The organism is Nocardiopsis quinghaiensis (assembly GCF_008638365.1).
Lineage (GTDB): Bacteria > Actinomycetota > Actinomycetes > Streptosporangiales > Streptosporangiaceae > Nocardiopsis > Nocardiopsis quinghaiensis.
The window spans coordinates 113,556-130,213 of sequence record NZ_VWVU01000008.1 but is presented as its reverse complement, the minus strand read 5'-3'; the positions used below and the strand labels follow the sequence as shown (position 1 = coordinate 130,213).

The window sequence follows — 16,658 nt, the reverse complement described above, 5'->3', positions numbered from 1 at the left end:
CCGTGCGCCGTCCGGTCCGGGGCCCGCCCGGATCAGTCCTCGCGCAGGGATTCGACGGCGGCGGCGAGGTCGTCCGGGTAGGGGCTGGAGAACTCCACCGGGCGGTGCTCGGTGGGGTGGTCGAAGCCCAGCCGTACCGCGTGCAGCCACTGGCGGCGCACGCCCAGCCGCTCGGCCAGCGTCGGGTCGGCTCCGTAGAGCATGTCGCCCACGCACGGGTGCCGCAGCGCGGACATGTGCACCCGGATCTGGTGGGTACGGCCCGTCTCCAGCTTGACCTCCAGCAGGCTGGCGGCGCGGAAGGCCTCCTGCGTGTCGTAGTGCGTCACCGACGGGCGCCCGCCCGCGACCACGGCCCAGCGCCCGTCACCGGACGGGTGCCGGTCGATCGGCGCGTCCACGGTCCCCCGGAACGGGTCCGGGTGTCCCTGGACGAGCGTGTGGTAGTGCTTGTCCACGGTGCGCTCCTTGAACGCCCGCTTGAGCACGCTGTAGGCGATCTCGCTCTTGGCGACCACCATCAGACCGGTGGTGTTGGCGTCCAGCCGGTGCACGATGCCCTGGCGCTCGGCGGCGCCGCCGGTGGCCACCCGCACCCCGGAGGCCAGGAGGCCCTCCAGGACGGTGGGCCCGGTCCAGCCGACCGTGGGGTGGGCGACCACGCCGACCGGCTTGTCCACCACGATGATGTCGGCGTCCTCGTGCACGATCCGCATGCCCGGGACGGGCTCGGCGCGCGGGACGGGGGCGGTGGGCGGCGGCGGGAGGGTGATCTCCAGCCAGGCCCCCGCCTGGACGCGGTCGGACTTGCCCGCCTCGGAGCCGTCGACCAGTACGCCGCCGTCACCGATGAGCTCGGCGGCCCGGGTACGGGACAGGCCGAACAGGCGGGCGATGGCCGCGTCGAGCCGGTCGCCTTCCAGCCCGTCGGGCACGGGCAGGCTACGGGTGTCGCTCACTGGTCTCTCCCCCCTCTCACGTCGTTCTCACCGGCGTCGGAGTCCCCGCCGCCGCTGTCGTCCGGCTCTGTGGGGCCGGCGGCGCCGCCGGCGCCTCCGCCGCCCTCCCCGCGCTCGTCCACGACGACACTGCCGTCCAGGTTGAGTCCCCTGAAGGTCAGCACCACCACCAGGACCGCACCCACGACCACGCACGAGTCGGCGATGTTGAAGACCGGGAAGTCCCCCACGCTGATGAAGTCGACCACCGCGCCGTGGAAGGGGGCGGGGTCGCGGAAGAAGCGGTCCAGCAGGTTTCCGGCGGCGCCGCCCATCATCAGGCCGAGCGTCACCGCCCACCAACCGCTGCGCACGCGCAGGCCTATGTAGCCGATGGTGAGGACCACGAGGCTGGCGATACAGGTGAACACCCACGTGAAGTCGGTACCCATGGAGAAGGCGGCACCGGTGTTGAACACCAGGGTGAACTGGAGGATGCTGCCGATGACGTCGAGTCTCTCGCCCTCGGAGAAGGCCGCCAGGACCCACTCCTTGGTGAGGAAGTCGGCGCCGATCGCGGTGAACGCGACGAGCAGCAGGAGAAGGTACCTGCGCGGACGGGCGCCGGTGTTGTCGGTCGTGGTCATGTTGCTGTCCCCGGAGGGCTCTACCTCAGTCAGCGACGCTCCTCGAGCTGTTCGCAGGTGACGCACAGGGCCGTGCGCGGAAAGGCCTGAAGGCGTGCCTTCCCGACGGCCCGACCGCATGAGTCACAGACCCCCTGTGGGTTCCCGTGTCCATCCGTTCGATCGCCCGCTCGCCCTTGGCGAACAGGTCACGAGTATTGTAGGCCAACGCCGGATCGCGTTCGCGCTGGAAGGCCCCGGCCCGGTGTCGGCGCCACCGTCCCCGCGGACACTCCCCCGGGCGGTACCGCGGGTGGTCCCGGACGGTCCGGGCCCTCCATCGGTACAAGGCGGTACGCCCCTCAGAACTTCCGGCGGCACCGCGTCCGGGGCAGGGCCACGTCGTCGACACGCTCCGGGGTCACTCCGCGACCGCGAAACCGCCGTAGTCCTCCGCCAGCGCCGACAGGTGGGGCTCGTCGAACACCGCCGGGCCGCCGTGCGGCCCCGTGCGCACCTCGACCACCCAGTCCACGTCCTCGGCGTCGTCCTCGCCCGCGAGCATGTCGCGGTGCACCAGGCACGGCTCGTACCCCTGCTCCAGGAGCTGCTCGGCCAGCTCCTCGGCGTCCTCGCGGTCGGCCAGCGTCACCAGGACCGCGCCCCGCACACCCTCCGCCATGACGGCCCCCTCCACGAACTGCACGGCGGGCCTCACCCGCTGCGTTATCCTGACTCCAGGTGTCGATGGGGACGAGTAGTGCTGGCCCCGACCGGACGGACACAGCCTAGGAGGGCTGGCCCGGCCAAGCGACCCGGGGGTGGTGGGAGCCCGGGGGCACGACCAGCGCGAAGATCACCCCGGAGCCGCCGGAGGAACGGGCGCCCGCACGGCGAGTACCCCAGTAGAACCGGCACAGCGCAACGAAGAGGGACCCGCCCGCCGCCCAGCGGTGTGGCCGTGGTCCAAGGAGGGTGGTACCGCGGGGCCGTGCGCCTCGTCCCTCCGTCAGGAACACCCCTGATGGAAAGGTACGACGGTGGCCAACGACCCCCGGCCCGAATCCCGCGCGCTGCCCCAGCTGCCCGCGCAGATCGACCTGCCCGCCATGGAGCGCGAGACCCTCGGCCGCTGGTCGAAGGAGAACGTCTTCCAGCGCTCGCTCGACCAGACCCGCGGCGGCCCCAACTGGGTCTTCTACGAGGGCCCGCCCACCGCGAACGGCCAGCCCGGCGTGCACCACGTCGAGGCCCGCGCGTTCAAGGACGTCTTCCCGCGCTTCCGCACCATGCGCGGCTACCACGTGGACCGCAAGGCGGGCTGGGACTGCCACGGCCTGCCCGTCGAGGTCGCCGTGGAGAAGGAGTTGGGCCTGTCCGGCAAGAAGGACATCGAGTCCTTCGGCATCGCCGAGTTCAACGACCGCTGCCGCGAGTCCGTCCTGCGCAACGTGGACGCGTTCACCGCCATGACCGAGCGCATGGGCTACTGGGTGAACATGGACGACGCCTACCGCACCATGGACCCGCAGTACGTGCAGTCGGTGTGGTGGGCGCTCAAGCAGATCTGGGACAAGGGGCTGCTGGTCCGCGACTACCGGATCAGCCCCTACTGCCCGCGCTGCGGCACCACCCTGTCCGACCACGAGCTGGCCCAGGGCTACGAGACCGTCACCGACCCGTCGGTGTACGTGCGCTTCCCGGTGACCTCCGGTCCGCTGGCCGCGCCCGAGCACCCCACCTCGCTGCTGGTGTGGACGACCACCCCGTGGACGCTGGTGTCCAACACCGCAGTGGCCGTGCACCCCGAGGTGGAGTACGTGGTGGCCACCGACGGTAACGAGCGCCTGCTCGTGGCCCGCCCGCTGTTCGAGAAGGTGCTCGGCGAGGGCTGGGAGCTCACCGGTGAGAGCTTCGAGGGCGACGAGATGGAGCGCTGGACCTACGAGCGCCCCTTCGACCTGGTGCCCTTCGACGAGCCCGCCCACTACATCGTGCTCGCCGACTACGTCACGGTGGAGGACGGTACCGGCCTGGTCCACCAGTCTCCCGCCTTCGGCGCCGACGACATGCTGGTGTGCCGCGCCTACGGCCTGCCCGTGGTCAACCCGGTCCGCCCGGACGGCACCTTCGAGGACGACCTGCCCCTGGTGGGCGGAGTGTTCTTCAAGGAGGCCGACAAGACCCTGGTGCGCGATCTCAGGGACCGCGGCCTGCTCTTCCGCCACGTGGACTACGAGCACTCCTACCCGCACTGCTGGCGCTGCCACACGGCGCTGCTGTACTACGCGCTCCCGTCCTGGTACATCCGCACCACCGCGGTCAAGGACGAGCTCATCAGGCAGAACCAGGCCACCAACTGGGTCCCGGGGAACGTCAAGGAGGGCCGCTTCGGCGAGTGGCTGCGCGGCAACGTCGACTGGGCGCTGTCCCGCAACCGCTACTGGGGCACTCCGCTGCCGATCTGGGAGTTCCCCGACGGCCGCCAGATCTGTGTGGGATCCCTGGAGGAGCTGGGCCGCCTCAGCGGACAGGACCTGTCCTCCCTGGACCCGCACCGGCCCTACGTCGACGACATCGTCATCCCCGATCCGGACGCCGACCCCTCCCTGCCCGAGGAGGAGCGGGTGGCCCGCCGCGTCCCCGAGGTCATCGACGCCTGGTTCGACTCCGGGTCCATGCCCTTCGCCCAGTGGGGCGCCCCGCAGTACGACGAGGAGACCTTCCGGGCCAACTTCCCGGCGCAGTACATCTCCGAGGCCATCGACCAGACCCGCGGCTGGTTCTACTCGCTGCTGGCGGTGAGCACCCTGGTGTTCGGCCGGAACTCCTTCGAGAACGTGGTCGTGCTCGGCCACATCCTCGCCGAGGACGGCCGCAAGATGAGCAAGCACCTGGGCAACGTCATGGAGCCGATCCCGGTGATGGACCGACACGGCGCGGACGCGCTGCGCTGGTTCATGCTGGCCAGCGGTTCACCGTGGACCGCCCGCCGGGTGGGCCACGCCGCCCTGGAGGAGATCGTCCGCAAGGTGCTGCTGACCTACTACAGCACCGTCTCCTTCCTCACCCTGTACGCGAACGCCGGTGAGGGCTGGGACCACTCCAGGCTGGCCGCGGCCCCCGAGCCGCAGGACCGGCCGCTGCTGGACCGGTGGCTGCTGTCGGAGCTGAACGAGGTCGTCCGGGACGTCACCGAGGCGATGGACTCCTTCGACACCACCACGGCCGGGCGCCGCCTGACCGCCTTCGTGGACGACGTGTCCAACTGGTACGTGCGCCGCTCCCGCCGCCGCTTCTGGGGCGGGGCCGACACCCCCGAGGGCGCGGCGGCCTTCGCGACGCTGTTCGAGGCCCTGGAGACCGTCACGCTGCTGATGGCGCCGATCGTGCCGTTCCTGACCGACCACGTGTGGTCGGCGCTGCGCCGCCCGGACGCGCCGGACTCGGTGCACCTGGCCCCGTGGCCGAAGGTGCGCGAGGACCTCATCGACCCGGAGCTGTCCGGCGACATGGCGCTGACCCGCCGCCTGGTGGAGCTGGGCCGCTCGGCCCGGGTGGACTCGGCGGTGCGCACCCGCCAGCCGCTGGCCCGCGCCCTGGTGGGCGCCCCGGGTTTCGCGGACCTGCCGGAGCAGCTGCACGGCCAGATCGCGGACGAGCTGAACGTGACCGCGCTGGACTCGCTGTCCTCGGTGGGCGGCGACCTGGTGGACTACGTCGTGAAGCCGAACTTCCGCGCGCTGGGCAAGCGGTTCGCCAAGCGCACGCCGCTGGTGGCCAAGGCCATCCAGGCCGCCGACCCCGCCGCCCTGGTGCGGCAGGTACGCGACACCGGTTGGGCCCGGGTACACGTCGAGGACGAGCCGGTGGAGGTCAGCGCCGACGAGCTGCTGGTGACCGAGCAGCCCCGTGAGGGCTGGGCGGTGGCGTCCGAGTCCGGTGAGACCGTCGCCCTGGACCTGGAGCTCACGCCTGAGCTGCGCCGCGCCGGCCTGGCCCGCGAGATGGTCCGGATGCTCCAGGACGCCCGCAAGAGGAGCGGACTGGACGTGTCGGACCGTATCGAGGTGTGGTGGTCGGCCACGGACGAGGCCACCGAGCTGGCGCTCGACGAGCACGGCCGGGCGATCGCCGCCGAGGTCCTGGCCGACACGTTCGCGCCCGGTGCCCTGGACGGGGAGTCGTATACCGTCTCCTCCGAGGAGTTCGGTGTGACCTTCGGGCTCCGCAAGGCCTGATCGGGCCTGTCGGCGAGGACGGGCGCCGCTCCGGCAGGAGCGGCGCCCGTCCTCCGTGTGCGGGGTTCAGCGGCCGTCGTCGGAGCTGCTGCCCGGGTCGCGCTCCGAGGCGGCGGCACAGGCCACGGCGGAGGCGCCCTCCCCGTCCTCCCCGGAATCCTCGTTCTCCCCGAAGTCCCCGTCCTCCCCGACCGCCTCGCCTGAGGGGCCGACGGGAACGTGGTAGCTGAAGGGCTCGACGCGCTCGGCCCCCTCGTCGGCCGACGGCTCGGTCCCCTCCCCGCCGTCCTCGGCTCCGGCGCCGTCCCCCTCCTCGGCACCGTGGCCGGTCACCGGTTCCGGGTCCTCGGTGACCGCCTCGAAGGCGGTGGCCTCCGGCGCCCCGTCCTCTTCCTCCGGCCGGTCCTGGGAACCGTCGGCGGAGGGCTCCTCGGAGACGTCCTCCCCGCCCGCTCTCTCGGAGGAACGGTCGGGAATGCTGTAGGAGAAGGGAGAGGCCCCCTCCCCTGCCGCCCGGTCCCCTTCCTCAGTCCAGTCCCCGGAACCGTCGGCGGAGGGCTCCTCGGAGACGTCCTCCCCGCCCGCTCCCTCGGAGGAACGACCAGGAATGCTGTAGGAGAAGGGAGAGGCGTCCGGGACGTGCTCACCGGCCCCGGGCTCACCCTCGGCCTCGGGCTCGGTTTCAGGCTCGGGCTCGGAGACCGTCTCGGCCACTCGTTCCCCGTACATCCGGGCAGGAATCCGCCAGCCGCCCTCAGCGGGGGTCTCCCAGCGGGAGGGCTCCTCCTCGGCCGGGACGGGGGCGGGAGCCGCCGTGTCCGGTTCCGGCCACTCGTGGGCCGTGGGAGTCTGCCAGCGGGGAACGTCGTACTCCGGCTCCTCGTGGTCGGAGTCGTCCGACGCCGGAACCGTCCAGGAAGGACGCTCGGGGACAGGGGGTTCCCGCACCGATCCGGAGACCGGCGCGGGTACGCGCCCGGAGTACTCCGGCTCCACGTGTGTGCCCGGTGCCGCCGCGTAGGAGGTCGCGGTATGGACGGACGCCTTCCCCAAACCGTCCGTCCCGGAGCGATCCGGTCTGTCCCCGCCGGACCTTCCCTGGACGAGCGCCCCCAGCAGTAGGAGGGCGCTGGTGCCGGCCAGTCCCAGTGCCACGTACACCAGGACGGTTTCGGCGAGAACCAGGGCAGCCGCGATGACGGCGATGGCCGCCAGCACCGCCACGGTTGCGAGGATGCTAAGGATCACGGATCGACCAGGGCCTTTACACGTGTTGTGCCGGAGTCTTCAGTTGTTCGGAGCAGATGCCGCCGAATCGTCAGCGACGCTCGTGCGGAGCCTCACCCGGGTGGAACCCACCGTGCTGGGCGGGCTCGGGCTGCCCGAACGGGTTGCCCGCTGCGGGGCCGTGCTGGAGAGCGGGCGTGCCGCCGTTCTGCGGAGCCATCGTCTGGAAGCCGCCCGTGGTGTTCGGGTTCGGCTCCGCGGGCTTGTTCTCCTCGTTGAGCTCACGCAGCTGACGCTCGAAGTAGTCCTTCAGGCGGCTGCGGTACTCGCGCTCGAAGCCCTTGAGGACGTTGACCTTGTGCTCCAGCTCCTCGCGCTGCTGCACGAGGCTGCCCATGACCTGACGGTGCCGCTCCTGCGCGTCCCGGTCCAGGTTCTCCGAACGGGCGCGGGCCTCACCGATGATCTGGTCAGCCTGCTGGCGGGCCTTGCCGAGGATGTCCTCGGACTCGTGGCGGGCGCGGCCGAGGGTCTCGTCGGCCTCGCGGCGCGCGTCGGAGATCGCCTGGTCGGCGGTCTGCTGGGCGAGGGCCAGGACGCGGGCGGCCGTGTCCATGTTCTCCTCGCCGCCCATGGCCAGGTTCGCGCCGGTCATCGGCATCTGCTGCTGGGCCGGGGGCTGCGGCTCGACGGCCTGGGGCTGCTGGACCGGCTCGGGGCGCATCTGCTCGTGCTGCTGCTCAGGAGCCTGCTCCTGGAAGTCCTGCATACCGGCGTTGGGTACCTTGCCCCGCAGGCACTCGGCCAGCTTGCCGCGCAGTTCCTCGTTCTCCTGGATCAGCCGGTCGAGCTCGGACTCGACCTCGTCGAGGAAGGCGTCGACCTCTTCCTCGTCGTATCCCGGTCGGAGCCGGGTCGTACTGAACTGCTTGTTCCGCACATCGGCGGGTGTCAGCGGCATCTTCGTCTCCTTGGCGCGCTTGGAGTCTGTCCGTAGGGACGCTACCTGATCGTGACCTTACGACATTCCGGATCATGACCAAGACCACATAGCGGAATCCGGGGCGGACCCTCCGCCCCTCGTTCGTTCTCCCTACCGGGCAAAGGGACTGAGCAGGGCAATCAAGATGTACACACCGATGAAGAGGACCAGGACGCTCAGGTCGAGTGAGACGCTCCCCAGGCGTACCGGCTTGATGAACCTACGCAGGAACCTCAGTGGCGGGTCGGTGATCGTGTACACGATCTCGGCGATCACGAGCACGAACCCAGTGGGGCGCCACGTTCTGGAGAAGGACTGCACCATCTCCAGGATCACCCTCGCCAGCAGCACGAAAATGAAGAGCTGCAACAGTGTGATCAGCACGGACAGGACGATACTCACGGTCGTTCCTCGACCCAATCTCTGGACAAATGTGGTGTTCTAGCTCTGATTGAAGAACCCTCGCTCGGCGATCCGCGCCTTGTCCTCGGCGGTCACCTCGACGTTGGCCGGGGACAGCAGGAACACCTTGTTGGTGACGCGTTCGATACTGCCATGCAGACCGAAGATCAGGCCAGCCGCGAAGTCGACCAGACGCTTGGCGTCGCTGTCGACCATCTCGGTCAGGTTCATGATCACCGGCGTGCCCTCCCGGAAGTGCTCTCCGATGGTACGCGCCTCGTTGTAGGTGCGGGGATGGAGCGTGGTGATTCGCGCGAGGTCGGCGGTGGAAGCGGTCGCGGTCATACCACCGCGTCGTTCACCTGTACCCAGGTAGCCGCCGGTGTCCATCACTGCGTCGCCTCGTGCTTCCTCGCCGGGTGGGCTGTCAGCATCGCGGGCACGCTGCTCGTCCACTCCCTCGTCGAAATCGTCGAACTCATCATATTCGTCCGCATAGCGGTGATCGTAACGGTCGTCCTCCACGAGGCCGAGGTAGACCGCCATCTTGCGCATCGCGCCGGCCATCTCATGTCCTCCGTCGTCCCCGCGGCCTTCACCGCAGCCGACTCCTCCGTACTGACCCGTCAACCCCGTGTCCTGGGGGGTGAGCACCCATTGGGGCGAATTCCACAGACGGGCTCCAAGGTCTATGTGGGGACATTACCCCACGATCGGTTCCCGGTTGCCGAGCAACGCCGTACCGAGTCGGAGGTGTGTCGCGCCTCGCTCGATCGCCGCTTCGAGGTCCCCGCTCATACCCGCGGAGATCACCGTCGCCCGAGGATAACGGTCCCGGATCCGACTGGCGACCGTGTGAAGACGTGCGAACGCGTCACCGGGATCACCCCCGCGAGGGGCGACCGCCATCACACCACCGAGGGTGAGCGCCTCGTGCTCGTCGATCCGCGCGGCGAGTCCGAGCGCGTCGCCGGGGTCGACTCCCCCGCGCGGCCCGATCACCCCGGCCCGCGAGTCCTCGTCGAGGTTGATCTGGACCAGGCAGGTGAGGCGGCGGTCGGCCGCGGCCGCGCGCTCGCCCAGTGCCCGGGCCAGTCTGGCGCGGTCGACCGAGTGCACGACGTCGGCGTAGGAGGCCACCGAACGGGCCTTGTTGGTCTGTAACTGGCCGACGAAGTGCCAGGTCAGATCGAGGTCAGCGGTCTCGGCGGCCTTGGGGGCCGCCTCCTGGTCGCGGTTCTCCCCCACCTCGGTGACTCCGAGGGAGGCGAGGATCCGTACGTCGGAGGCCGGATAGGTCTTGGTGACGGCGACCAGCGACACTTCCCCGGGGGCACGGTCGGCCTTGTCACAGGCCGCCTCGATCCTGCCCCGTACGGCGTCGAGGTTGGCGCGGACCCGCTCGACGCGAGCGGGGTCGGCGTGTGTCACGGTCTTCCTTCCCTGGGACGGATCCCACTGCTGTTACTTCCCACACCCTCGTGCCTACTACACAATCCCGGCGTCCACCACCCTGGCCTGCCACGACACGGCGCGTCCGCACTCCTCCCCTGCCCGGGGGCACGGGGTGGACGGCCATCGGGAAACAGGAAACACTGCGTGGCCCCTGTGATATCCGGAACACGCCCTGGTGGCCCGGTACGACGGTCAGGCCCGCCAGAGGAAGGCCCCGAACCTTCCGGTCGGCGCGTTCCGGCGGTGGGAGAACAGCTCGGGGCTCTCCAGGGTGCAGCGGCCGTCGGCGCGGATGTCGGTGACGCCCGCCCGACGCAGCTGGGCGGTGACGGCGGCGCGCATGTCCACCCCGGCGGTGCCCTCGCGGGTGGTGCAGGCCGCCTCGGGGGTGTCGCGGGCGGTCTCGTCCCGCAGCCGCGGCGGTACCTCGTAGCACCCGCCGCAGATGGCCGGGCCGAGGAAGACGGTGATGCGGTCGGCGCGGGCGCCCTGGCCGACCATGGCCGCGACCAGGTTGGCGGCCACCCCGTGGACGGTGCCGAGGCGCCCTGAGTGGGCGGCGCCCAGCACGCCCGCCTCGGCGTCGGCGGCCAGGACGGGCAGGCAGTCGGCGGCCAGCGAGGCCAGGACCAGGTCCGGGCGGGTGGTGACCACACCGTCGCAGGTGCCCACACCGCCGGGTTCGGCGGCCACGAGCACGTCGGCGCCGTGCACCTGGTCCATCCACACGATCCGGTCGGAGTCGAACCCCAGGTCCCGGGCGGCGGCCCTGCGGTTGGCGAGCACCGCCTCGCGGTCGTCGCCCGTGCCCAGGCCCAGGTTGAGCGAGTCGTAGGGCGGGGCGCTCGTCCCTCCGCGCCGCTCGGTGACGGAGGCGCGTATCCCGTGCCCCAGGTCGATGACGTTGCCCATCCGTTCGAGTCCTCCCGCTCCTCGGGAGGGGCCCGGTCCGCACCGCGGACCATGGATCCGACGCGGTCGCCTACGGCCCGTTCGGGCCCGGACGAAGGGTTTGTCCGAGGAAAGAAGAAAAGCGGCCTTTTCCGGCCCCGCCCGCCGTCCCCTCGGTCCAGGACCCTACCACCGCGGTACCAGGCCGGATCATCCCCGTGGTCGGCCGCCGACGGCGTCCGGCCGGGGCGGTCGCGCCGAGGTGCCGGGACGCCCTCGCCGCAGACGGCCCGGAGCGCACCGTCCTCCCACGAGGAGGAGGGAGCCGCGCGCGAGACGGCCCCCGCTCCCGGGCCGGAGGGCCCGGGTGGGACGGCTACTTCAGGAACTCCGGCACGTCCAGGTCGTCGGGGTCGTCGAAGATGACCCGGCGGCGGGGCGTGGGCGCCTCCCCCCGCCGCTCGGCGGTGGAGTCCGCGACGGCGTGGATACGGCTGGGCTGGCTCTCCTCGTACGCGGGCGGCTCCTCCTGGGCCGCCTGCGGCTCCTCGGCCCCGGCCGGTTCGGCCGCCGGGGCGACGGGCGAGTTCTCCGCCGCGAAGGAGGACGTGCCGTGGGCCGGGGTCCGCACGACCGGGTCCGACTCGACCGGCGCGGACCGCTCCTGCTGGACGGGCTCGGCCTCGACCGGCTGCTGGGCCTGCCGCTGGACGGGCTGCGCCTGGGACGGCTGCTGCTGCTGAACGGGCTGCTGCTGGACCGGCTGCTGAACCGGCTGCTGCTGGACCGGTCGTGTCTGCGGACGGGCCGCCTCCGGGGCGGGCTCGGCCGAACGGTTCTGCGTGATCCACGGCATGCTGGTGGCCGACGTCCCGCTCGCGCCCGCCTCGGCGGGCGCCGCCGGAGCGGACGACTCCTCCTTGGCGAACGTGATGCCTGCCTTGGGGACGACGGCCTCAGGAGGGTCCACCGGCTGGCGCTCCCTCACCACCGGCCCGGTGATCTCCGGCTCGTCGAAACCCGCCGCTATAACGGTGACCCGGACCTCGTCGCCCAGGGCGTCGTCGATGACGGCGCCGAAGATGATGTTGGCCTCGGGGGCCGCCGAGTTCGCGACGAGCTGTGCCGCCTCGTTGATCTCGAACAGCCCCAGGTCGGAACCGCCCTGGATGGACAGCAGCACACCGTGTGCGCCGTCGATACTCGCTTCCAGCAGTGGCGAGGAGATCGCCATCTCCGCCGCCGCGACCGCCCGGTCGTCCCCGCGTGCGGACCCGATGCCCATGAGTGCCGACCCCGCCCCCGACATGACCGACTTGACGTCGGCGAAGTCCAGGTTGATCAGTCCCGGTGTGGTGATCAGGTCGGTGATGCCCTGCACACCGGAGAGCAGGACCTGGTCGGCGGCCTTGAAGGCGTCCAACACGCTGACCTGGCGGTCGGAGATCGACAGCAGCCGGTCGTTGGGGATCACGATGAGCGTGTCGACCTCCTCGCGGAGCATCGCTATCCCCGACTCGGCCTGGGTCGCGCGCCGCTTGCCCTCGAAGCCGAAGGGGCGGGTGACCACACCGATGGTGAGGGCGCCCAGGGAGCGGGCGATGTTGGCCACGACCGGGGCGCCGCCGGTGCCCGTACCGCCGCCCTCGCCGGCGGTGACGAAGACCATGTCGGCGCCCTTGAGGACCTCCTCGATCTCCTCCCGGTGGTCCTCGGCCGCCCTGCGGCCGACGTCGGGGTTGGCTCCGGCTCCCAGGCCGCGTGTGAGTTCACGGCCGACGTCGAGCTTGACGTCGGCGTCGCTCATCAACAGCGCCTGGGCGTCGGTATTGATGGCGATGAACTCGACGCCTTTGAGCCCCTCTTCGATCATTCGGTTGACGGCGTTGACACCGCCGCCGCCGATGCCGACGACTTTGATGACCGCGAGGTAGTTCTGCGGTGCTGCCACGACGAGGGGCCTTTCCGCTCGCATACGCCGTTCCGCCTCCGCCTCCGGTGGCTGTGGGCCACCGGATACGCCGCCGGACCGGCATCCGGTTCTACAGTGTGCGTTTCGGGTTCTCCGACGGGACGTGTGTGACGCCGTGGTCGGGGACCCCGGGCCGCCGGATCCCGTCTTCCGTCTACGTGGCGGGACCTGTGCGGTCCGCCGTGAAACGGGATGGAACGGTTCCTGCGTACCCGAAAAGCGTGTTTTGCTGCTTTGTTGACGTTGGTTGTGCTTCCCGACAGTAAGCGGACCGCCGACCACGGGCAACCGGTGACGAGTTCAGCCTAACGTCGCACGACGCGGGGAAGCGATGTGCGCTCCCGGCGCGTCGCGTCTGGCAATGTCCGCGCGAGCCGTCCCGGGCCTGGCCACGCGCGGTCCGGAAGCACCCGAGCCGGGTGGCGACCGGCTCCGACCGCCGCGTCTTTTCCTTTCCCAGGTCCTGAAGATCACTTCACCTGACGATGGCCAGGTCGGGGGTCGCCACGTCGTACACACGCCCTTCCCGCGGCGGGTGCTCGCTCATGAGCACCCGCAGGACGGCGCTCTTGTCGGCCGTGCCCTCGGAGGAGCCCCACTCGACGAGGGAACCGTCGGTGAGCTCGACGACGATCGTGCCGGGCTCGGTGGCGTCGATGAGCCGGATCCGGGCGAGGAGGGGTTCCGGGGCCTGTTCGGCGATGTCCGCGGCCGCGCGGACGCCCCCGTTGCCCTCGATCTCGCCGGTGACCCGGACCAGCGGGTGGGTGTCGGGGCGGTGCTCGGAGTCCTCGATACGCACACCGTCACCGTCCACGAGCCGGTACTCCTCCCCCACCCGGACGGCCAGCAGGGGCTGGCGCTCGACCACCTCGACCTCCAGGGTGGCGGGCCAGCCGCGTGTGACCGTGGCCGACTCCACCAGGGAGAGGGACTCGGCGCGCTCGCCGCTCTGGTCGAGGTCGACCCGGAGCAGGGGCGTGCCGGTGGCCACGTCCACGGCCGCGACCACCTCCTCCGTCGGGACCCGCTCCACGCCGGTGACCGCGACGTCGCGGACCACGAGCAGCCGGGAGCCGAGCAGGATCCAGGTGACCACGCAGACCAGGGCCACCACCAGCAGTGCCACGAAGGTGACCTTCCACGGGTCGGATCCCCCACGCGCCCCGGTTTCCCCAGCGGCCTCGTCCCGTTCAGCGTCCACCTGTGCCCTCCCTACCGTGTGCTCGTCCCGGTCCGTACTCCCCGTCCCGGTCGGGGACGGCCCGGTGCGTGGGCAGGCGGCACGGCCCCGCGATCAGCCCCGGACGTCGTCGGCCGCCCCTGCGACGGCCTCCACGATGCGCGGACCCAGCTCGGTGACGTCGCCCGCGCCCATGGTGAGCACGATGTCGCCGGGACGGACCAGTTCGGCCACCCTGCGCACGACCTCGCCCCTGCCGGGCACGTACCACACACGGTCGTGGTCCACACGCGAGGTGATCAGCTCGCCGGTGACTCCGGGCTCGGGGTCCTCCCGCGCGGCGTAGACCTCCATCACCACGACCTCGTCGGCCAGGCTCAGCGCGGTGGCGAACTCCTCGGCGAAGATGCGGGTGCGGCTGTACAGGTGCGGCTGGAACAGGGCGACGATCCGGCCCGCGGAACGCTCGTCCCCGGCCCCGCCGGCCGCCTCCGCCTCCTCGGCGAAGGACGCCAGCACGGCCCGGGTGGCGTACAGGTCGGCCTCGATCTCGGTGGGGTGGTGGGCGTAGCTGTCGTAGACGACCACGCCCCCGGCCTCGCCCTTGAGCTCGAAACGGCGTGCGGCACCGGCGAAGCCGGCGAGGCCCTCCACCGCCACGTCCAGGTCGTGGCCCAGCTCGTCGGCGACGGCGACGGCGGCGGCCGCGTTGAGCACGTTGTGGCGGCCCGGGACGGCGAGCCGGCCGTCCACGGGCTCGCCGTCCGCGGGCCGGACGGTGAACTCGGTGGTGAAGCCGCGTGCGCGCACCCGGGTGATCCGGTAGTCGGCGTCCTCGGCCTCGCCGTAGGTGAGCACCTTCTTCCCGCGCTCGCGGGCCAGCTCGGCCACCCGCCGGGCCCCGGGGTCGTCGACGCCCACGACCAGGGTGCGCTCGACGCGGTCGACGAACGAGGCGAAGTTGGCGTGGATCTCCTCGATGCCGCTGTAGTTGTCCAGGTGGTCGGCCTCGACGTTGGTTACCACGGCGATCTTCGGGGAGAGCATGAGGAAGGAGCCGTCGCTCTCGTCGGCCTCCACCGCGATGACCTCGCCCATACCGGCGTCGGCGCCCAGGCCGGTGGTGACCAGCCTGCCGCCGATCACGTAGCCGGGGTCGACGCCCAGGTGCTGGAGCACGACCGTGACCATGGAGGTGGTGGTGGTCTTGCCGTGGGTGCCGGAGACGGCGATGCCCTCACGGCCCAGCAGCAGCGCGCCCAGGGCGGCGGCCCGGGGCAGCACGCGCAGGTCCCGGCGGACCGCCTCGGCCAGTTCGGGGTTGTCCTCGCGGATGGCGGAGGAGACCACGAGGGTCTCGGCCGCGCCGAGGTTCTCGGCGGCGTGCCCCACGTGGACGTCGGCGCCCATCTCCTCCAGCTCGCGCAGGGTGTCGCTGTCGCGGGCGTCGCTGCCGGAGACCTCCACCCCGGACTGCAGCAGTACGCGGGCGATACCGGACATGCCCGCACCGCCCAGGCCGATGAAGTGGGTACGCCCCAGCTTGTCGACGGGAACCGGCTCGGTCGGCCGCACCAGGCTCATCGGGTGTCCTTCCCGTCGTCGTAGAGGACCTCGTCGCCGTCGTCGTCGGGTATCGGCAGTTCGGGGGTGGGCTTGTCACCGCGGGCGATGGCCGTGACCTCGCGGGCCAGCTCCGTGTCGGCGTCGCGGCGGCCCATCCGGGCCGCCGCCTCGGACATGGCCACGACCCGGTCGGTGTCGGTGAGCACCGGGATGAGCTGGCGCACGATCCACTCGACGGAGACGTCGGCGTTGTCGACCATCAGGCCGCCGCCCGCCTGGACGATGGGTTCGGCGTTCAGGGCCTGCTCACCGTTGCCGATGGCCAGGGGCACGAAGGCACCGGGCAGGCCGACGGCGGTCAGCTCGGAGCAGGTCATGGCGCCGGAACGGCACATGGCCATGTCGGCGGCGGCGTAGGCCATGTCCATACGGTCCACGTAGGGCACGGCGACGTAGGGGATGCCCTCCTGGGTGAGGTCCTCGGGTTCCTCGGCGTTCTTGGGGCCGACGACGTGCAGGACCTGCACACCGCTGTCGCGGAAGGCGTCACGGGCGGCGAACGCGGTCTCGTTGATGCGCTGGGCGCCCTGGGACCCGCCGAAGATCAGCAGGGTGGGCAGGTCGGGGCGCAGGCCGAAGTAGGCGCGCGCCTTGTCCCCCATGGCCAGGCGGTCGAGCGTGGTGATCTGCTGACGCAGCGGGATGCCGATGAAGCGGCCGTTGCGGATCTGGGTGTGGGGGTGCCCGGTGTACACGTGCGGGGTCATGCGCGCGCCCAGCCGGTTGGCCAGGCCCGGCAGGGGGTTGGCCTCGTGCACGACGATGGGGATGCGTCTGCGCCGCGCGGCCAGGTAGCCAGGGGTGGCCACGTATCCGCCGAAGCCGACGATGACGTCGGCCTGCAGCCGGTCCAGCTGCTCGCCCGCAGCGCTGAGCGCACCCGCGAGCTTGCCCGGCACGGTGAGCAGCTGGGGGGTGAGCCTGCGCGGCAGGGGAACGGCCGGGATCAGACCCAGCTCGTAGCCGCGCATGGGCACCAGGCGGGTCTCCAGGCCCCGCTCGGTGCCCAGACAGAGGATCTCCGTACTGGGGTCGGCGCGCCGCAGCGCGTCCGCAAGGGAGAGCGCGGGCTCGATATGCCCGGCCGTGCCGCCTCCGGCGAGGGCTACCCTCAT

The 16,658-nt window shown here is 71.3% G+C and carries 14 protein-coding genes and 1 pseudogene; 1 reads left to right on the top strand and 14 read right to left on the bottom strand.

Annotated elements, in window-relative coordinates; all coding sequences use genetic code 11:
- Positions 1–32 precede the first annotated feature (32 nt).
- The 4 genes and pseudogenes from FYX01_RS17070 to FYX01_RS17055 all read right to left on the bottom strand — a co-directional run bounded on the left by FYX01_RS17070 (position 33) and on the right by FYX01_RS17055 (position 2,246).
- Complete coding sequence (locus FYX01_RS17070; protein ID WP_150242529.1) at positions 33–959, bottom strand: RluA family pseudouridine synthase; 927 nt, start codon at positions 957–959, stop codon at positions 33–35.
- Entirely contained in the window at positions 956–1,585 is a 630-nt protein-coding gene (gene lspA, locus FYX01_RS17065) for a signal peptidase II (RefSeq protein WP_150242527.1), read from the bottom strand. The genes FYX01_RS17070 and lspA overlap by 4 nt, the downstream gene beginning before the upstream one ends.
- Positions 1,586–1,614: 29 nt before the next feature.
- Positions 1,615–1,826: pseudogene (locus tag FYX01_RS26725) on the bottom strand (TraR/DksA family transcriptional regulator); the annotation flags it as partial.
- A 159-nt stretch (positions 1,827–1,985) separates the two neighbouring features.
- A complete protein-coding gene (locus FYX01_RS17055; RefSeq protein WP_150242729.1) occupies positions 1,986–2,246 on the bottom strand; it encodes a TIR domain-containing protein in 261 nt (86 codons plus the stop codon).
- 358 nt (positions 2,247–2,604) lie between these two features.
- Here FYX01_RS17055 and ileS point away from each other — a divergent pair, with 358 nt between their 5' ends.
- Entirely contained in the window at positions 2,605–5,805 is a 3,201-nt protein-coding gene (ileS, locus tag FYX01_RS17050) for an isoleucine--tRNA ligase (RefSeq protein ID WP_150242525.1), read from the top strand.
- A 66-nt stretch (positions 5,806–5,871) separates the two neighbouring features.
- Here ileS and FYX01_RS26215 read toward each other — a convergent pair whose 3' ends face one another.
- From FYX01_RS26215 to murG, 10 genes are all read right to left on the bottom strand, one after another.
- A complete protein-coding gene (locus FYX01_RS26215) occupies positions 5,872–7,053 on the bottom strand; it encodes a hypothetical protein (RefSeq protein ID WP_190394360.1) in 1,182 nt (393 codons plus the stop codon).
- A gap of 70 nt (positions 7,054–7,123) precedes the next feature.
- Entirely contained in the window at positions 7,124–7,993 is an 870-nt protein-coding gene (locus FYX01_RS17040) for a DivIVA domain-containing protein (RefSeq protein ID WP_150242523.1), read from the bottom strand.
- 132 nt (positions 7,994–8,125) lie between these two features.
- The gene (locus FYX01_RS17035; RefSeq protein ID WP_150242522.1) at positions 8,126–8,416 is read right to left on the bottom strand and encodes a YggT family protein; all 291 of its coding nucleotides are present in this window, start codon (positions 8,414–8,416) and stop codon (positions 8,126–8,128) included.
- Between the two features lie 39 nt (positions 8,417–8,455).
- Positions 8,456–8,983 (bottom strand): cell division protein SepF, encoded by a 528-nt coding sequence (locus FYX01_RS17030; RefSeq protein ID WP_150242520.1) that lies wholly within the window; start codon positions 8,981–8,983, stop codon positions 8,456–8,458.
- 135 nt (positions 8,984–9,118) lie between these two features.
- Positions 9,119–9,847, bottom strand: a complete 729-nt coding sequence (locus FYX01_RS17025; RefSeq protein ID WP_150242518.1) for a YggS family pyridoxal phosphate-dependent enzyme — start codon at positions 9,845–9,847, stop codon at positions 9,119–9,121.
- Between the two features lie 216 nt (positions 9,848–10,063).
- A complete protein-coding gene (gene pgeF / locus FYX01_RS17020; RefSeq protein WP_150242516.1) occupies positions 10,064–10,783 on the bottom strand; it encodes a peptidoglycan editing factor PgeF in 720 nt (239 codons plus the stop codon).
- A 355-nt stretch (positions 10,784–11,138) separates the two neighbouring features.
- On the bottom strand, positions 11,139–12,713 hold the full coding sequence (gene ftsZ, locus FYX01_RS17015) for a cell division protein FtsZ (RefSeq protein WP_150242514.1): 1,575 nt from the start codon (positions 12,711–12,713) through the stop codon (positions 11,139–11,141).
- Between the two features lie 496 nt (positions 12,714–13,209).
- A complete protein-coding gene (locus FYX01_RS17010; protein WP_150242512.1) occupies positions 13,210–13,938 on the bottom strand; it encodes a cell division protein FtsQ/DivIB in 729 nt (242 codons plus the stop codon).
- Positions 13,939–14,031: 93 nt separating this feature from the next.
- Positions 14,032–15,501, bottom strand: a complete 1,470-nt coding sequence (gene murC, locus FYX01_RS17005) for a UDP-N-acetylmuramate--L-alanine ligase (RefSeq protein WP_150242510.1) — start codon at positions 15,499–15,501, stop codon at positions 14,032–14,034.
- Positions 15,498–16,658, bottom strand: a complete 1,161-nt coding sequence (gene murG, locus FYX01_RS17000) for an undecaprenyldiphospho-muramoylpentapeptide beta-N-acetylglucosaminyltransferase (protein WP_150242508.1) — start codon at positions 16,656–16,658, stop codon at positions 15,498–15,500. Before murG ends, murC begins: the two co-directional genes overlap by 4 nt.